The sequence below is a fragment of the Streptomyces sp. NPDC006385 genome (assembly GCF_040612485.1).
GTDB lineage: Bacteria > Actinomycetota > Actinomycetes > Streptomycetales > Streptomycetaceae > Streptomyces.
This window is the reverse complement of record NZ_JBEXQG010000082.1, coordinates 1-17,894: the sequence shown is the minus strand read 5'-3', so window position 1 is coordinate 17,894 and position 17,894 is coordinate 1. Positions and strand designations below refer to the sequence as shown.

The following is a 17,894-nucleotide window of genomic DNA, read 5'->3' as shown; positions in this document are numbered from 1 at the left end:
CAGGCCCATCCCCGCGGGAAATGCTCCCCCGACAGGGACGGAAGGGTTGTCGCAGTGGAGTTGCGCCGTGTGGAATTCAGAACACTGGGACGCGTCGAAGCCATCGGCGTCAACGGGACGATCCCGCTCGGCGGGCCCAAGCCGCGCACCATCCTGGCAGCCCTCCTGGTGAGCGCGAACACCCCCGTCACCATGGACCGGCTCTGCGACTTGCTGTGGGCCGGGAATCCACCGGCCTCCGCTCACGCGAACGTCCGCAGTTACGCGGCTCGGCTGCGCCGGACACTCAACGCGGCGTCGGAGGGTGACCGGCTCAGCCCCGGCCATCAGGGGTACCTCCTGCGGGTTCAGCAGGGCGAGCTGGATCTGCAGTCATTCCACGAGCTGGTGGCGCGCGGCCGGGCGGCCATGGCGCGCGGTGATCACGGGTCGGCGGCCGAAGGACTGCGCGCCGCACTGGACCTGTGGCGGGGTGCCGCCTTCGACGGCCTGGCGCATCACGACGCGCTGCAGATGGAGGTGTCGAGGCTGGACGAGTCCAGGCTGTCCGTCTTCGAGGACTACGCCGCAGTTCGCCTGGCCCTGGGCCAGCACGAGGAACTGGTACCGGCACTGCAGGCGCAGACAGCGGTGCACCCGCTGCGCGAGCGGCTGTGGGTCCTGCTGATGACCGCTCAGCATCGCTGCGGACGGCCGGCAGACGCACTGCGCTCCTACGCGCGGGCCCGTCGCGCGCTCCGCGACGAACTCGGACTCGACCCAGGAGCCGAACTCCGGCAAGCACACCAGGCCGTGCTCGCGCGCGATCCGTCCCCGGACGTCCGATCATCACCGGCCCCCGCCCGGCGGGGCGCGGGACCACGGTCCGCGGGCGGGTGGCCGATCTGCCAGTTGCCCACCGGGATACCGGACTTCGTGGGACGGGAGCCGCTGCTCGCCCTCGCGGCCGCGCTGTTGACCCCGTCGCGCGCCGAAGGCTCGTCGACTGCGGTGCCGACGGTGATCCTGACCGGTCTGCCCGGCGTGGGCAAGACCGCCGCTGCCACTCACCTCGCCCACCGGCTCCGCGACGCCTTCCCCGACGGGCAGCTCTATGTCGAGCTGGACGGCGCTCGCGCAGAGCGTCGCACCTCCGCCGCCGTCCTCGCGGATCTGCTGCTCAGCATCGGGGTGCCGGGATCGGCGATCCCCGAGGCCGAGTCCCAGCGGGCCGCGTTGTTCCGTTCGAAGCTCGCCGGCCGCCGCGTGCTGGTCGTCCTGGACAACGTCCTGGCCCCGTCCCAGATCCGGCCGCTGCTGCCCGGGGGAGACGGCTGTGCGGTCCTGATCACCAGTCGGGCGCGGCTCACCGCCCTTCCCGGCGCCCACCTGCTCGACGTGGAACCGCTGGACCACACCGACGGGCGCACCTTGCTGGACCGCATCGCCGACGCGCGACGCTTCGCGACCGAGCCCGAGGCGACCGAGCGCCTGCTCGCCGACTGCGCGGGCCTTCCCTTGGCGCTCAGGGTGGCCGGTGCCCGGCTCGTCGGGCATCCGCACCGCCCCGTGCGCTGGCTGGCCGACCGGCTGGCCGACGAGCAGCGCCGCCTGGGTGAGCTGCGCGCCGGAGACCTCGCTGTACGCGCCTGTGTCGCCACCGCCTATCACGGGCTCGCCCCGGACGCCGCCCGGCTGTTCCGCGCCCTCGGCCTGCTCCCCATAGGCGAGTTCGCGCACTGGACCCCCGCGGCCCTCCTGTCCGGCGAGGCCGAGCACGAGGAACCGGACGACCGCGTGGACGACATCCTCGACACGCTCGTCCACGCCAATCTCGTACGGGCCGACCGCACCGACCCGGCGGGCCGGCCGCGGTACCGCATGCACGATCTGCTGCGCGCCTACGCCGCGGAACGCGCCGCCGAAGAGGAGTCCCCGGCGCGGCAGCGGGAGATGGTCGCACGCGTCCTGGACGGCTGGCTGCGACGCGTCCGTGCCGCGGGCGAGAAGCTGGTCCACGCGGGAGCGGACGCGCAGATCGCCTGGCTGGAGTATGAGCGCAGCAGCCTCGTGGCCACCGTGGAAAGCGCCGCGCGCTCCGGGCACGGCGAGCGGGCGAGCCAACTCGCCGCCGCCTTGGACGACATCTGCCACCTGCGCAACTGGTGGGACGACTGGGAGCGCATGGCGCGGGCGGTGCTCGCCCGGGCGTCGGCCGACGGCGATCGCCGACGCATCGCCATGGCCCAGGGCTCACTGGCCCGTGCCGGCGCCGGACGTGGCCGGGCGGCGCAGGCGCTGCGCTGGTTCAGGTCCGCCATCGAGCAGGCGGACGCGCTGGGCGAGCGACGGCAGGCCGCGTACCTCCGCGTCTACTGCAGTTTCGCGATCGCGGACCGAGGCATGGCGGAGGAAGCCTGCGCCGATGCGTCCGCGGCGGTATCGGCGCTGTGCGCACTGGGTGACCTGCACGGCGCGGTGCTGGCGCTGCGCAGTCTGGGCTCGGCTCTCTTCTGCGGGCACCGCGAGGCCGAGGCGGAGCGGATCCTGAAGAGAGCGCTCAAGGCGGCGGAGCGACTGGGACAGCCTTTGGCGCTCGCCGATGTCCTGCAGGCGTTGGCCGTCACCGAGATCGCGCTCGGCCGGTACCGGTCGGCAGCCCGCCACCTGGAGCGGGCACTGCCCCACTACCGCGGGGTTCGCCACCGCCCCGGCGAGGCGTACGCGCTCCTCACCATCGGGCGGTTACGGCTCGCCCAGTACCCGGGGGACCCGGAGCGGGCCGCGGCGGCGCTCGGCCCGCTGACGCAGGCCGCAAAGGTGTTCTCCGAACTCGGCGAGGACCGTGGCGAGGCACTCACCGCCTTCATGCGGGGCCGCGCGTACGCCGCTCTCGGCGACCGGGAGCGCGCGCGAGGCAGCTTCGGCGCGGCGCTGACCGCATTCCGCCAACTGCGCATGCCCGACTGGGAGAAGCGCACCCGGCACGCACTCGACAGCCTCGGCCGCTGAGCCCGCCGGGACCGCCGCCACCTGCCGGCGCCACCGGGACCACCGGGACCGCCGGAACCGCCGGGACCGCCGGGACCACCGGGACCACCGGGACCGCCGTGCCCTGCGACGCCACGAGGGCTTTGTGCGTTTCGTGTGCGCCCGGCGTCCAGGGTGGAGGCAGTTTCCACAACAGGAGGCTCGGTGTACGAACTCGCCACGTCCGCTACCGAATTGGCCGCCACCAAAGTGATCCGCGAGGTGCTGGAGCACCACCGCAGACTGCGCACTGGCGGCTGCACCGGCAGGGTCTGCCCGCGGTGCCTACGGCACCACCGCGACGCGATCGCGGCGGCCATGGCGCGCGGCCGCACGATCGAATTCCTGCTCCCGGCCTTTCCCACCAAGTCCCCCAACCCGGCCAAGGTGCTCGGCCCGCTGCCGGACCTGGCCGAGGAACTCGCGCTGAGGTTCCTGGAGTCGCTCTGCGAGCGCATCGCCGACGCCTACCCGCCCGGTGCCCGCATCCGCATCTGCTCCGACGGTCGGGTCTTCAACGACCTGATCGGGGTGAGCGACGACAACGTCACCCGCTACGTCCACGAGCTCAACCGCATGATCGACCGGGTGGGCGCCACACATCTCGACCAGTTCACCCTGGACGACGTCTGTCCGGGCGACGACCACGCGCAGCTTCGCACCAGGCTCACGGCCGGCCGCGGCCCGCACCCGGACGAACTGCGCGCCGAGGTGCGCCGGGGCGGCGACCTGGTCCACATGTACCGGGGCATCACCCGGTTCATGCTGGAGGACCTGTCCGTCCCCGGGTACACCGGAAGCCGCGCCGCTCTGCAGCGCCGCAGCCGGGAACTGGCCTACGGCGTCATCGCCCGCAGCCGCGCCTGGGACGCACTGCTGGCCGAGCTGTTCCCGGACGCCGTCCGTCTCTCGATCCACCCCCAGCCGTGCAGCACGCGGAAGATCGGGCTCCTGCTCGCGGACACCCCCGATACCTGGCTCACGCCCTGGCACAGCGCCGCCGTCGACACCGGTGACGGGCGCTTCACCCTGATGAAGCGCGCCGAGGCGGAGGCGGCGGGGGCCCGGCTGGTGACGGCCCACGGGCGCCCCAGCCACTTCGTACTGCCTCGACCCGGCACCACCGGACACATACCCGTCTCCGCGACAGGAGCCCCCCACCATGCCCGTTGACCACGACCTGCTCGGCGACCGGCGTCTGAGGATCACCGCCCTCGAACCCTTCGGGGTCGCCGTCCACGCCCTCGACCGCGGCCGTCCGCCGACCGGGCTGCCCGTCGCGCCGCTGCGCGCCCTCGTCCGCGAGCACCGCCTGCTCCTGCTGCGCGACTTCGCGGCGTTCGCCGGGCCGGCCGAGCTCTCCGCGTACGCCGAGCGCTGGGGCGAGCCCGCCGTGTGGCCGTTCGGCACCGTGCTGGAACTCGTCCAGCAGCAGGACCCCGCCGACCACATCTTCGATCACACCCACATGCCGATGCACTGGGACGGCATGTACCGGGAGCACATACCCGAGTTCCAGATCTTCCAGTGCGTCCACGCGCCGGGCGAGGACAACGGAGGCGAGACCACCTTCTCCGACACCGCCGCCGTACTCGCCGACGCCGACCCGGCCACCCGCGCCCTGTGGTCCCGGGCCACCGGCACCTACCACCGGAAGATGGAGTACTACGACAGCACCACCGTCTCCCCCGTGGTGACGGCCCACCCGGTCCACGGGACGCCGGTCATCCGGTACAACGAGCCCACCGCCGAAGCCGGCGACGACTTCGTCAACCACCCCGACCTGGAGTTCTCCGGCCTCGCCGACGAGTCGGAGCTGGCCGAACTGCACCGCGGCCTGCGTGCCGCCCTCTACGACCCGGCCCATCTCTACGCGCACAGCTGGCGGACCGGCGACCTGGTGGTGACCGACAACTACACCCTGCTGCACGGCCGCAACGCCTTCACCAGCGGCGCGCCCCGGCATCTGCGCCGCGTACAGGTCCTCGGCGACCCGCCGCTGACCAACCCCGGGCTGGTCCGATGACGCGGCCGCGGACGACCACGAGCACCCCGGTGGCCGGGGCCGGCACCCCCCTGCCCGGGACCAACACGCTGATGACCGGGGACGAGTACCTGGAGAGCCTGCGCGACGGCCGCGCCGTCCATGTGGACGGCGAGCGGGTGAAGGACGTGACCAGGCACCCCGCGTTCCGCAACGCGGCCCGCTCCCTAGCCCGGCTCTACGACGCCCTGCACGACCCCGCCACCACCGACGTGCTCACCGGCGTGGACCCGGACACCGGCATCCGCACCCACCGCTTCTTCAAGCCCAGCCGCTCGGCCGCCGACCTCGTCCAGGCCGGGGAGGCGATCGCGACATGGGCCCGGATGAGCTACGGCTTCCTGGGCCGCACCCCCGAGTACAAGGCGTCCTTCATGGCCGGACTCGGCGTCAGCGCCGACTACTACGGCCCGTTCGCCGCCAACGCCACCGCCTGGTACCAGCGGTTCGCGAGCAAGGCGCTGCACCTCAACCACGTCATCATCAACCCGCCGATCGACCGCAAGCGGGCCATCCACGACATGGGGGACGTCTTCGTGCACGCCGTGCGCGAGACGGACGCCGGGGTGGTGGTCAGCGGGGCGAAGATGCTCGCCACCGGCTCGGCGCTGACCAACGCCGGTTTCGTCGCGCCGGTCGGCTCCGCCCAGTTGGAGAAGGGCAAGGCGGAGCGGTTCGCTGTGGTCTTCTTCGTGCGGATGGACAACCCCGGTGTGCGGCTCATCTGCCGCACACCGTACGAGCGGCGTGCCGAGAGCCCCTTCGACCATCCGCTCAGCAGCCGGTTCGACGAGAACGACAGCGTGTTGCTGCTGGACGAGGCGCTGATTCCCTGGGAGGACGTCCTCGTCCACCGCGACATCGAGCGCGCCACCGGCTTCTACGGCGTCTCCGGCTTCCCCAACCTCTACAACTTCCAGTCCGGGATCCGGCTGGGCGTCAAGCTGGAGCTGATGGCCGGGCTTCTCGCCCGGGCCGCCAGGGCGAACGGCACCGACGTCTTCCGCGGTGTCCAGGCCGGTCTGGGCGAACTCGTCACCCTGCGGGACCTGGTGGGGGCGCTCACCTCCGCCATGGCCCACGACCCCGAACCCGGCCCCGGCGGCACCGTCCTCCCCCGCCTGGAGCACGCCTCCGCGATGCGGATGGCCAACGCCCACGTCTGGAACCGGGTGCACGAACTCTTCGAGACCCTGCTCGGCGGGGCACCCCTGGTCGTTCCCTCCAGCGCCCGCGACCTCACCGACCCGGAACTGCGTCCGCTCATCGACCGCTACTACCGGGGCGCCGACTCCTCCGCGCTGGAGCGGATCAAGCTCTTCAAGCTGGTCTGGGACGCCATCGGCACCGAGTTCGGTGCCCGCCACGAGCTGTACGAGCGCAACTACTCCGGCAACGGCGAGCAGGTCCGGCTGGACGCGCTGCGCTGGGCCACCCGCCGCGGCAGCCTCGACCGCTACGAGGCGCTGGTCCAGGAGTGCCTGGACGACTACGACACCGACGGCTGGCGCCGGGGCCCCTGGCTCGGACCCGAGCAGGACTGAGACCCGAGCAGGACTGAGACCCCGAGCACGCGACCGAGTCCCCGAGCTCGAACGAGACCCGAGCACGCACGAGAAAGGAGCGGACCATGTGCGGAATCACCGGCTGGGTCGACTTCTCCCGCGATCTCACCGCCGAGGCCACGACGCTCGACGCCATGGTGCGGACCCTCGTCCGCCGCGGCCCCGACGCCGGCGGCGGCTGGCTGGACACCCATGCCGCGCTCGGCCACCGGCGGCTGGCCGTCATCGACCTGGAGGGCGGCGCCCAGCCCATGGCCACCCCGGAACGCGGCCCGCGCGGCGACCTGCCGCGCGCCGTGATCTCCTACGGCGGCGAGATCTACAACTACCGCGAGCTGCGCGGCGAACTCGCCCTGCACGGGCACCGGTTCGCCACGGCCAGTGACACCGAGGTGGCATTGCGCGCCTACCTGCAGTGGGGCGCCGACTTCGTGCACCGCCTCAACGGCATGTACTCCCTCGCGATCTGGGACACCGCCCGCGAGGAACTCCTCCTCGTCCGCGACCGCCTCGGCGTCAAACCCCTCTACTACCACCCCACACCGCAGGGTGTGATCTTCGGCTCGGAGCCCAAGGCGATCCTGGCCAACCCGCTGGTCAGGCCGAGTGTTTCCGCCGAGGAGCTCTGCGACGCGCTGCTGTTCCTGCGCACCCCCGGCCGGGTGCCGTTCCGCGGCATGCGGGAGCTCAAGCCCGGCCATCTGCTGAGGGTCGGCCGCGACGGACTGCGCGAGGAGCGCTACTGGGCGCTCGAAGCCCGCCCGCACACCGACGACCTGCCCACCACCACGGCCACCGTCCGCGAGTTGCTGGACGACATCGTGCCCCGTCAGATGGTCGCGGACGTCCCCCTGGTCGCGCTGCTCTCCGGCGGTCTGGACTCCAGTACCGTGACCGCCCTGGCCCAGCGCGTCCGCGCGGCCGAAGGCGGGCGCATCTCCACGTTCGCCGTCGACTTCACCGGCCACAGCGAGAACTTCCTGGGCGACCCCATCCGCCCCACCCCTGACGGCCCCTACGCCCGCGCGGTCGCCCAGCATGTCGGCAGCGACCACCGCACGATCACCCTGGACCGGACCCGGCTTCTCGACCCGGCCGTGCGCCGGTCCGTGCTCGCGGCCTGGGACCTGCCGTTCAACTTCGCCGACCTGGACGTCTCGCTGCACCAACTCTTCGCCGCCGTCCGCGAGCACGCCCCGGTGGCACTCTCCGGTGAGGGCGCCGACGAGGTGTTCGGCGGTTACCTGTGGTTCTCCGACCCCGCGGCCCGTGCGGCGGAGACCTTTCCCTGGCTGAAGCTCGGCGCCCACCGCGGACTCGACCCACGCGCGCTGTTCCGCCCCGGGTTCGTGGCGGGCATCGACCTCGCCGCGTACCAGGCCGACCTGTACCGCGGTGCGCTGGCCGAGGTCCCCCAGCTGGAGGGCGAGGACCCGGAGGAGCGGCGCACCCGTGAACTCGGCTACCTCACGCTCACCCGCTGGCTGCCCATCCTGCTCGACAAGAAGGACCGGATGGGCATGGCGCACGGCCTGGAGGGGCGGGTGCCGTTCTGCGACCACCGCCTCGTCGAGTATCTCTTCAACGTCCCCTGGGCGATGAAGACCTGCACCGGCCAGGAGAAGGGCCTGCTCCGCGAGGCCGTCGCCGACCTGCTGCCGCGGTCCGTGCTGCGCCGCACCAAGGCGGCCTACCCCTCCATCCAGGACCCCGCCTACGACCGCGCCCTCATCGACAGCCTCACCACCGCGGCCGTAGGCGACGACGCCCCGCTCGCCGACCACCTGGACCCGGGCGCCGTGCGCCGCCTCACCGACAGGACCAGGACCGGCAGCCTCTCCGAGTTCGAACGCATCCTCCTGGAGTCCACCGTCCGCCTCGGCGACTGGCTGCGCACCTACCGGGTGGACGTCGACCTGGACACCGACCGCCTCACCCCGCAAGGAGTCAACTGATGGCACAGCCCCCCTCTCTGATACCGGCGATCGAGATCCGGCAGACCGGCGGCCCCGACGTCCTCCTCCCCGTCGACAGACCTGCTCCCGGCAGGCCCGGGGAGGGCCAGATCCTGGTCGAACTCGCCGCCGCGGGCGTCAACTTCATCGACATCTACCGCCGCGAGGGCCGCTATCCGCTGCCGCTGCCCGCCGTGCCCGGTGAGGAGGGCTCCGGCACGGTGCTGGCCGTCGGTCCGGGCGTCACCCGGTTCTCGGTCGGCGACCGGGTCGCCTGGACCACGGTCCTCGGCAGTTACGCGGGGCAGGTCCTCGTCCCCGAGGACAAGGCCGTCGTCGTCCCCGACGGCATCGACCTGCACACCGCCGCCGCCGCACTCGTCCAGGGCATGACGGCCCACTACCTGGTCAACGACTCCTACCGCGCCCAGTCCGGGGAGACGGTGCTGGTGCACGCCGCCGCGGGTGGAGTGGGGCTGCTCCTCACCCAGTTGCTGGGGCAGCGCGGGGTGCGGGTGCTCGGCACGGTGTCCACCGACGAGAAGGAGAAGCTGGCGACCGCCAACGGCGTGGACCAGGTCATCCGCTACGACCGCTGCGAGGACCTCGCGGCGGAGGTCCGGCGCCTGACCGACGGTGAGGGCGTGCACGCGGCGTACGACGGCGTCGGCGCCGCCACCTTCGACGCCAGTCTGGACAGCCTGCGCCGCCGGGGCACGCTGGTCGTCTTCGGCGGCGCCAGCGGCCCCGTGCCGCCCGTCGACGTGATGCGGCTGCTCTGGGGCGGCTCGCTGACCCTGACCCGGCCCTACCTGGAGCACTTCCGGGCCACCGTCGAGGAGTTCACCTGGCGGGCCGGTGAGGTCTTCACCGGCATCGCCGACGGAAGCCTGCGCATCACCATCGGCGCCACATACCCGCTCGCCCGGGCCCGGGACGCGCACGCCGACCTGGCCGCCCGCCGCACCACCGGCAAGCTGCTCCTCGTCCCGTGACCCGTCCCCTCCCCCTACCGGCAGGAGAACCCCCCATGGGCACCATCGTCGGCGCGGGACTGCTCTCCCACGCGCCCGTCATCATGTTCCCCGAGTCGCTGCGCGTCGAGGCCAACGGTGGCCGCGACTTCACCCTCGCCACCGGCCTCGCCCGGCTGCGCCGCGAGGTGGTCGACACGACCGACCACGACGCCGTGCTCGTGTTCGACACGCACTGGGCCACCACCACCGAGACCGTCATCACCGCCCATGCCGACCGTTCCGGGTACTTCACGTCCGACGAGATGCCCAGCGAACTCAGCCGGATCCCCTACGCCATCCCCGGAGACCCCGAGCTGGCCCACGCCGTGGCCGCGACGGCCGAGAAGGACTCCCTCTGGCTGACCGCCAACGACGACCCCCACCTCCCCCTCCAGTACGCCACCCTCAACCTCTGGAGCCACCTCGGTCGCCCCGACGTGCCATGGCTCTCCATATCGGTCTGCCAGACCGCGACCACCGAGGACTACCTGCGCGTCGGATCGGCCCTCGCTCAGGCCGTCGCCGGGCTCGCCCGGCGTGTGCTGGTGATCGCCTCCGGTGGCCTCTCCCACCGCTTCTGGCCCCTGTCCGAACTCCGCGACCGGATGGCCGGGGACCTGGCCAACATCGTCACTCCCGAGGCCCGGACCGCCGACGAACAACGCATCGCCTGGCTGGAGGCCGGCCGCCACGACAGGGTCGTCGCCGCCATGCCGGAGTACCGCCGGCACGCCCCCGAAGGCCGCTTCGGCCACTACCTGATGCTCGCGGGTGCCCTCGGCGGTTCCCGGTGCACCGCCCCGGCCCGCCGCTACGGCGAGTACGAGAGCGCCATCGGCACCGGCCAGGTGCATCTCTGGTTCGACCGCCCTGCCGAGGGCTGGACCGGCTGAACCGAAGCGTCATCCCTCCCGCTCGACGACAAGGAGACCCGGTGGCGATCGATCCCCAGCAACTGCGCACCTGCCTCGGCCACTTCGCCACCGGTGTCACCGTCGTGAGCTGCGCGGTGGGCGACACCCTCCATGGCGCCACGGTGAACGCCTTCACCGCCGTCTCTCTGGACCCACCGCTCGTCCTGGTCTCCCTCGACCGCGCGTCGAAGGCCGCCCGCCTGCTGCCCGGCCGCCCGTTCACCGTCAACGTGCTGGCCGAGGAGCAGCGCCACCTCGCGCTCCGGTTCGCGGGCAGACAGGAGACCCCCACGCCTTCTCCCCGCTGGCAGCCCGCGCCTGGGCCCCTGGCCCCCGCCCTCCACGGCTCGCTGGCCACGTTCTTCTGCTCGCCCTGGGCCAACCATGACGGCGGCGACCACGTCCTCTTCCTGGGCCGCGTCGAACATGCCGCCCAGCTCCCCGACGCCCAGCCCCTGATCTTCTACCGCAGCGCCTTCCACTGTGGCGCACTGTGACCCAGAAACGGGTGAGAGGCCGTTCCGGAACACCCGAAACGGCCTCTTACCTGCGCGCCCAGTGATCGCCGATGGCGGTTACCGCAGCACGGGACTGATCACCCCGCACCGTCGTGAACCCGGGCAGGCAGAACTTCCGGCCTGGAAAGAGGAGCGCAACCGCTCGCACCGCAAAGTCCCCGCCCGCGTCGAGCACACCATCGCCGCACCGGCCGGGCAGAGAAGGCGAGGGTCCACGGCAGTCGCCCCGCCGACAGCCAGCGACGAGATCACGCTCCGGCTTGGCGCATCGTGCCGCCACTAGTCGGCTGAGGACGTCGCGGACCTCCTCGTTGGCGAGCTGACGTCCGGGCCGCCCTCCAGGAACCGGAAGACGGCGGGCAGCAGGGGACATGAGGCCGCGCCGACGGAGGTGCGCCGGGCCGCTGAGGAACCGTGGGTTTCCGGGGCGGGCCGCACGGCGCCACTCGCGCGAGGGGCCGCCGGTGAACGGTGCAGCGCGGGCGTCGAAGCGGGATGCTCGGCCTCCTCAATTACTTGTTCGTTCTGATTCATCACGCACCGCCAAACAGGCCACACACCGCTGGTAACCTCACGGTGACCAGCGGCACATACAGCCTGCACGAGGGGATAGGGGAGCGTGTCCAGGCCGATCAGCGGTTTCTCCGTCACCGGGAATGCGCCGGCGCTCGTGCATCCGCTCTCGGCTGACCATGACTGACGCGCCCACGGAACCACCCGCCCGCTCACCCATCGCACGTCGGCGCGCCATGTGGGGTGCGGTCCGCGATGAATTCGCCGTGCTCCTGGCTCGGCGTGGCGCCCAGAAACTCGTCCGCCGTCTCGGGCTTCGCCCCCAGGACGGGCTGCAGCAGCTGGTGGAGGCGATTGAGCGCGAGCGGGGCCGCCGCATCATCATCAGCGAGAAGCCGCTGACGGCCGAGCTGTCGGGACTGTGTATCGAAACCCGGCACGCCGACATCATCTTCGTGGACAGTTCGGCCACCACTCCCCTGCTGCGCCTGGTGATTGTGCTGCACGAGCTGCGCCACCTGCTCCATGACACGGGCGGCCGACGCCAACGCCTGATGCAGGCGGCCGGCGGACTGCTGGAGCGCTGGCACCTGCGCGCGCCGCGGGCCGCTGCCCCTCGCGATCCCGACCACAGTGTGTTCAGCACTGTGGCCCTGGCCGCCCTCGCTCCGGGGCTGCCGCAGGATCTGGTGCGGGAGATCGTGGAGCGCGGCCACCCGGTGCATGGGCGTGCCCCGCATCACGACCCACTGGACATCGGCGAGGTGTTCGCCCGCGAGGTGCTTACGATGCTGGCGATCCACGACGACCCCACAGGGCTCGGCGCGATCGCTTCCTCGCTCGACCACCGGCGAACCGGCATCTGATGACCGAGGCTGCCCTCACCGTCGTGAACCTCCTGATCGCGGCCGTGTGCGTGAGCGTGGGCACGGCCAAGGCGATGGCCGCACGCAACACACCGGACACCGCCCTGAAGATCACATCGTCGGTGCTGCTGCACGCCGCCGTGGTGTACCTGCTGTCCGCGCCCGCCCTCTACCGTGCGGTCGGAGCCGCCGTCGGCCTGCCAAGTCTGCCGTCCTTGCTGGTCAGCGTGATGATCCTGCTGTGCGTGGGGCACGCGCATCTGCTGACCGTGCTGTGGCATCCGCGCCGCCGGACACCCGATGCCCTGCGTCGCTCGGTCCTCGCCTGGGTGCCGTTCTATTCGACGGCCGTCGCCGCCATGGCCGGGCTTTTCTTCGCCGGTGACCTGAGCGGCCCGGCCCGGCCGCTGTCCTTCGCCACTGCCTACGCTCATGTCCCGGAGACGCTGGCCTTCGAGCTGGTGTACCTGACCGCCCTGGTGGTCGGCATCGTCGCCACGGTCCGCCAGTGTCGCGGGCCCGACGGCGTCATCGCGCTGCCCGAGCGGCCCGAACTCTCCAACAGTCTGCGGCTGTTCGCCTTGGCCGTCGCCTTGGACCTGGTGTACGTCGCCGGGACCGCCACTGCCGTACTGGCGGCCTCGCGGGGGCAGCACCGGCTCGACCTCCTCGCCGGACTCGGCTCCGTGGCCAGCAGCACCAGTGCTCTGGTCGCCAGTTGGGGCCTGGCCAAGCCCGCCCTCGCCGCGCGTGCCGCCGAGCGCCGGGACTACACGGCGCTGTTGCCCCTGTGGGAGGCCTTGACGGGCCGGCCCAGGCGCCGCGGCGGGTGGTGGAACAGCCGTTACGCCCTTACCGACCTCGTCGTGGAGATCCTCGACGAGATCCGCGTCCTGCACCCATGGATCAGCGGCGATGTCGACGCAGCGGTACGCGCCGAACTTCACCGCGCAGGTCAGCTTTCAGGAGGACATACCGGTGGCAGGCCCGACCCGCCGCGGCCGTCCGGCCCCGTCGACGTCTCGGCACTGACCATGGCGGTGGCACTGCGGCAGGCGCGGCGTCTGCGCGAGCAGTGCGGCCATCGAGCGCCGAAGGCAGCGCCGCGATGCGCCGGCCCATCCGTGAGTGCCTGGGACGGGGTACCGGCCATGCGCCAGCGCGCCCACCTCGTCAAGGTCGCCGGGTACTTGGAAGATCCGCTCGCGGTAGCGGCGTTCGGGCGCCTCGCGCCGTCCATCGCCAGGTACGCCGGAGCGGACGCGGGGTCCACACAGCCTGGGCCGTCCGGCCGGTAGCCGCACGTGGCTGACGCCACGCGGTGGTGAGGATTGGTCCCGCACACACCACGGGCAGTGATCACTGTGTCCATCTCTGTGAAGGGATTCACCGTGACCATCGCGCCTCATCCGATCCCCAAGGCGGCGGGCTCGCTTCCGCTCCTGGGCCACGCGATACCTCTGCTGCGCGACAACCTCGGCTTCATCGACTCTCTGCGCAGCTACGGGCGACTCGTGGAGATCCGCCTCCAGCCCGGTCAGTCCACGATCGTCGTCAATGACCCGGTCCTGATTCGGGCCATGCTGGTCGATCTTGCCCTCACACTCGACAAGGGGCGCTTCTTCGAGAAGATGGGCCAGTTGCTGGGCGACAGCGTCGTCACCGCCGCCGGCGCCGAGCACGTCCGCAAGCGGCGCCAGCTGCAGCCGGCCTTCCGCCGCACTGAGACGGCCCGGTACGTGGACCTGATGCGCGACCAGGTCAGCGCCGTCACCGACAGCTGGCAGCCCGGCCAGGTCCTCGACGTCCGCGAGGTGATGGTCAAGCTCTCGCTGGACATGCTCGCCGCGACGGTGTTCTCGGGCAGCATCGACGAGGACGCCTTCGACGAGCTCCGCCACAGCCTGTCCGTGGTCATGAACGGGGTCGGCGCCCGCATCATGCTGCCGGACTGGGTGGAGAAGCTGCCGCTGCCCGCCAACCGCCGCTTCACCGCCGCCCGCGACGCTGTGCGCGCGACCATCGACGCCGCCGTCACCGAGTTGCGCGCCGCCGACCGGGACAGCGGCGACATGCTCTCTCTCCTGTTGAAGGCCACGGACGAGGAGACCGGGCAGCCACTGACCGCGCATCAGATCTGCTCGGAGATCCTCACCCTGGCCGTCGCCGGTACCGAGACCACTGCCTCCGTCCTGTCCTGGGTCCTGTACGAGCTCGCCCGCCACCCAGACATCGACGCGCGCGTCCAGGACGAACTCGACACCGTCCTCGGCGGCCGGCCCGTCGTCTTCGAGGACCTCGCCCAACTGCCCTACCTGGAGCGAGTGATCCGGGAGGCGCTGCGCCTGCACCACACGGGCTGGCTGGTCACCCGCCGCACGCTCGAGCCGACACGCCTGGGCGAGTGGGAGATCCCGGCCGGCACCGAGCTGGCGTACTGCCAGCACGCCCTGTTCCGTGACCCCACCCACTTTCCGGACCCGCTCGCCTTCGACCCCGACCGGTGGCTCGACGAGACTCAGCAGCTGCCTGACGGAGCCTTTCTGCCCTTCGGGGCCGGCAAGCACAAGTGCATCGGGGACCGGTTCGCCTTGGCCGAGATCACCACCGCGGTGGCCACACTGACCCGAGTCTGGCAACTCGAACTCGTTCCCGGGCAGAGCATTCGGCCCGTGGCACGCGCGACGGTCCGTCCCAGTTCCCTCCGGATGACCACGCGGCCCCGCGCGGCGGCCTGACGCTCCCGCCATGTTTCCGGTCCCCACCGGCCAGTTCTACGTGAATCGTCCCTGTTCGCCTCAGGAGGCACATGCCCACGGGCCCCGCCAACCGGCGCGGGCCCTTTGGCTGTTCGGGGATCAGCGGTCCGCTTCCGGGGGGAGGACCTGATCCAGCTCGGGCAGCACGGTGGGGAGAATCGCGGTGAGCAGATCCGGCATCTTACCGGGGTCAGCCGCCCCGCGCAGCGACACCGCCTCGACGTCACGGGCACGCAGTTGCGCCCAGGTGTTCACGGCGCGCAGCGCCGCCCGCAGCTGGTTGACCAGCGGAGCCACGTAGGCGGCCAGCGCCTCGCCTTCGCTGAGGGAGCACCATCCCACCGGCACGTTGAAGGCACGTTCCAGCGCGGCCGCCACCTCGCGGCCGGGCTCGTTTCGGCCACTTTCGAGATGGGCCACGGCGGCGTACGTGAGGCTCCCGTCCGCCATGGCGGCGATCGTGCGGAGCGAGTGCTTCTTGCCGCGCGCGTCGCGCCGCGTCTCCCGTAGGAATCGAAGGCGTTCGCTGAATCGGGGGCGCTCGTGGTCGGGCGTTCCTCCCTGGAGCCGGAGGGCGATCCTGTCCGGGGTGATGCCGGTGGCGTAGCTGGCGGCTTCCACGTTCACGAGCCGGTCCCAGGTCAGGTCCAGCTGGTGGAGGAGTTGGGTTCCCGCTGCCCAGACGGGGGTGAAGGCATCCTCCTCGACAGCCGGCATACCGGCAGCGTCTGTCACCTGTCGCTCTCCCAGGTTGGGGCGGTGCGTCGGAGGGGGTGGCCCACCGAGGCTACCGCTCGTGGGCCCGGCGCAAGGGCTTGCTGGGTGATCGTACGTTCCACCGTCGCGTCCGCACCACGATCGTTTACAGATGTTGACAGTGATGGGGACGAGTCGCCAGGATCAGGACTGGAGATCACTCCCAACTGGCGGTCCTGGCAGGGCTTTCCGGCATGCCCGGGCCGGCCCTTCTTGCGGTGATCTTGTCCGGCCGGGTTCGGGCCGAGCCGTCCGCCCGCAGGGCGGAGCAGCGGAGCAGGACCGGGCAGAGCAGACGACCATGACCGCGGAGGCGGCAGTGACGACGGCGACAGGTCACTCGGAAACCACGAGCGGTGCACTCCTCTCGCCCCGGCTGCCCATCGGATGGGGCTCCCGCCCCGTGGCAGCCGACCCTGCACGGCTCCCGCCGGCGGCTCCGCTCTTGGCGCGCCTGGGAGTACTCGGCGTGATGCACGGCGAGGCATGTGACCGTGATGCGGGCCGGGGCGACGCCTGTGACCGATGACATCTGGAGCGGCGCGGTGCCCAGCGCCGGCGGGCTGTGGCTCACCCCGGCCGGCCAGACCTGGGATGCCGTCCGGTTGCCGAGCCAACTCGGCCTGTGCGCCCTCAGCGCCGTGCCGGGCAAGCTCGGCGCTGTTCTCATGGCGCCGCACAGCCGCCGCATGTACTTCCTCGTCCCCCCACGAACCACGACCTCCTGGAACCTGCCGCACAGCACGGCGCTGAGCGAGGCCGACCACGTCGCTCTGCCCCCGGCGCATCGCGGGCGGCCGCCCGGCCCGCACTGGTTCATCCCGCCTCGGCACGGCCGCGTCCACACGCGCACCGACCAACTCCATGCCGCAGTCCAAGTCGCCCTCGGACTGCGGCCCGGCCGGCCGCAGGAGGATCAGCCGAACCTCGCCGGGCTCAGCCTCGACCAGGTCCAGGGGCGCAACTGCGCTCTGTGCAACGCCCCTCTCGTCCGGGCACGCAGGACCGGGACTTTCTGCACGGGAACCGGGTTGCTCACCGAGCCCGTCGAACTGTGGTCCTGTGAACCGCGTTGCGGTCCGCACCACTAGTCCTCTTGCTGGTCGTCCCCTTGCCGCTCGTCCCCTTGCTGCGACTCGGAGCCGAGCCGACCGGGTGCTGAACGCCGTCCCTGCCACCCTCCCCCAGAAACGCCGACCGTGGAGACCCGCTCCAGCCAGAGACAGCTTCCCGACCGCCTCGTCGGCGGCAGCACGCGGGGGGGGACAGTGCCCCCGCCCGGGTGGGCTGGCGACCGCATCCGACGCGGGATCCACCATGACGAAGGAACCCGACCATGACCAAGCCCGATCTCTTCGGCCGGTTCGAGGAGGCAATGGCGCTGATCGCGGAGATCTCGCGATCACTGACCAGCACGCGCGGCGGGGTCCGCCGGATCGACGCCAAAGCACGGCAGCGGCTGAGCGACCGAACCGTCACCGAGTCGGCCGAACACTCGCGGCGGCTGTGAGGCCCCACGACCGCTCTTGGAACGTCCGTGCGGCGAGCAGCCGTTGCACGGTGGAGCCGCCTGCTGAGCGTGCGGCACCCGTGTGACGCCTGGCCGCCCGTGCAATGCTGCGCTGCATGCATCACTAAACGTCCCGGCGAGCTGGTGGTTGCCGTTGTCCTTGTATGGGGGCGGATGAGTGAAGTGGGTTGGTGGGCGGCTGAGTTGGAGTCGGTATCCGGCCGGGTGACGGCCCGCACTTCCGGCGCCTGCTCGTACAGCTCGCCGTCGGATATGTCTCGATCGACCGCCCCCAGGCCGCACCCCACCTCGCGAGCATCCTCATCCGGACCCGATGCTCACCAAAGAGACAGAACCTAGCCGACACCTAGTACTGCTTGGTCAGGTTGATTCGCCGGTGGCGTGTCCGTTTGATCGGGTGTGTCGTTGACCGGGTGTGCTGGGTGGGGAGTTGGCCGTGGTCCGGTGT

14 protein-coding genes and 1 pseudogene are annotated in these 17,894 nt (G+C 71.6%); 14 read left to right on the top strand and 1 reads right to left on the bottom strand.

Features of this window, described 5'->3' with window-relative positions; translation table 11 throughout:
- Window positions 1–69 precede the first annotated feature (69 nt).
- The 12 genes and pseudogenes from ABZ078_RS38005 to ABZ078_RS37950 all read left to right on the top strand — a co-directional run bounded on the left by ABZ078_RS38005 (window position 70) and on the right by ABZ078_RS37950 (window position 15,138).
- Entirely contained in the window at window positions 70–2,991 is a 2,922-nt protein-coding gene (locus ABZ078_RS38005) for a BTAD domain-containing putative transcriptional regulator (RefSeq protein WP_356583101.1), read from the top strand.
- Between the two features lie 213 nt (window positions 2,992–3,204).
- Window positions 3,205–4,182 (top strand): isocyanide synthase family protein, encoded by a 978-nt coding sequence (locus tag ABZ078_RS38000; RefSeq protein ID WP_356583100.1) that lies wholly within the window; start codon window positions 3,205–3,207, stop codon window positions 4,180–4,182.
- On the top strand, window positions 4,172–5,035 hold the full coding sequence (locus tag ABZ078_RS37995) for a TauD/TfdA family dioxygenase (protein WP_356583099.1): 864 nt from the start codon (window positions 4,172–4,174) through the stop codon (window positions 5,033–5,035). The genes ABZ078_RS38000 and ABZ078_RS37995 overlap by 11 nt, the downstream gene beginning before the upstream one ends.
- A complete protein-coding gene (locus ABZ078_RS37990) occupies window positions 5,032–6,597 on the top strand; it encodes a 4-hydroxyphenylacetate 3-hydroxylase family protein (protein ID WP_356583098.1) in 1,566 nt (521 codons plus the stop codon). The genes ABZ078_RS37995 and ABZ078_RS37990 overlap by 4 nt, the downstream gene beginning before the upstream one ends.
- Window positions 6,598–6,683: 86 nt before the next feature.
- Window positions 6,684–8,573 carry an asparagine synthase (glutamine-hydrolyzing) gene (gene asnB, locus ABZ078_RS37985; protein WP_356583097.1) on the top strand — a complete coding sequence of 630 codons (1,890 nt, stop codon included), beginning with the start codon at window positions 6,684–6,686 and terminating at the stop codon, window positions 8,571–8,573.
- Window positions 8,573–9,568: a quinone oxidoreductase gene (locus tag ABZ078_RS37980; protein WP_356583096.1), complete on the top strand. Its 996-nt coding sequence runs from the start codon at window positions 8,573–8,575 to the stop codon at window positions 9,566–9,568. The genes asnB and ABZ078_RS37980 overlap by 1 nt, the downstream gene beginning before the upstream one ends.
- 35 nt (window positions 9,569–9,603) lie before the next feature.
- A complete protein-coding gene (locus tag ABZ078_RS37975; RefSeq protein ID WP_356583095.1) occupies window positions 9,604–10,482 on the top strand; it encodes a catechol 1,2-dioxygenase in 879 nt (292 codons plus the stop codon).
- A 41-nt stretch (window positions 10,483–10,523) separates the two neighbouring features.
- Window positions 10,524–11,000, top strand: coding sequence for a flavin reductase family protein (locus tag ABZ078_RS37970; protein ID WP_356583094.1), 477 nt, complete (start codon window positions 10,524–10,526; stop codon window positions 10,998–11,000).
- Between the two features lie 64 nt (window positions 11,001–11,064).
- Window positions 11,065–11,196 (top strand): annotated as a pseudogene (locus ABZ078_RS37965) (IS5/IS1182 family transposase); the annotation flags it as partial.
- A 517-nt stretch (window positions 11,197–11,713) separates the two neighbouring features.
- Window positions 11,714–12,400, top strand: a complete 687-nt coding sequence (locus tag ABZ078_RS37960) for a hypothetical protein (protein WP_356583093.1) — start codon at window positions 11,714–11,716, stop codon at window positions 12,398–12,400.
- Window positions 12,400–13,698 (top strand): DUF6545 domain-containing protein, encoded by a 1,299-nt coding sequence (locus ABZ078_RS37955; RefSeq protein ID WP_356583092.1) that lies wholly within the window; start codon window positions 12,400–12,402, stop codon window positions 13,696–13,698. Before ABZ078_RS37960 ends, ABZ078_RS37955 begins: the two co-directional genes overlap by 1 nt.
- 93 nt (window positions 13,699–13,791) lie before the next feature.
- Window positions 13,792–15,138 (top strand): cytochrome P450, encoded by a 1,347-nt coding sequence (locus tag ABZ078_RS37950; protein ID WP_356583091.1) that lies wholly within the window; start codon window positions 13,792–13,794, stop codon window positions 15,136–15,138.
- 120 nt (window positions 15,139–15,258) lie between these two features.
- Here ABZ078_RS37950 and ABZ078_RS37945 read toward each other — a convergent pair whose 3' ends face one another.
- Entirely contained in the window at window positions 15,259–15,876 is a 618-nt protein-coding gene (locus ABZ078_RS37945; RefSeq protein WP_356583090.1) for a helix-turn-helix transcriptional regulator, read from the bottom strand.
- A gap of 557 nt (window positions 15,877–16,433) precedes the next feature.
- Between ABZ078_RS37945 and ABZ078_RS37940 the strand changes: the two genes are divergently transcribed.
- Window positions 16,434–17,006: a hypothetical protein gene (locus ABZ078_RS37940; RefSeq protein ID WP_356583089.1), complete on the top strand. Its 573-nt coding sequence runs from the start codon at window positions 16,434–16,436 to the stop codon at window positions 17,004–17,006.
- Between the two features lie 245 nt (window positions 17,007–17,251).
- The gene (locus ABZ078_RS37935; protein ID WP_356583088.1) at window positions 17,252–17,425 is read left to right on the top strand and encodes a hypothetical protein; all 174 of its coding nucleotides are present in this window, start codon (window positions 17,252–17,254) and stop codon (window positions 17,423–17,425) included.
- Window positions 17,426–17,894: the final 469 nt, after the last annotated feature.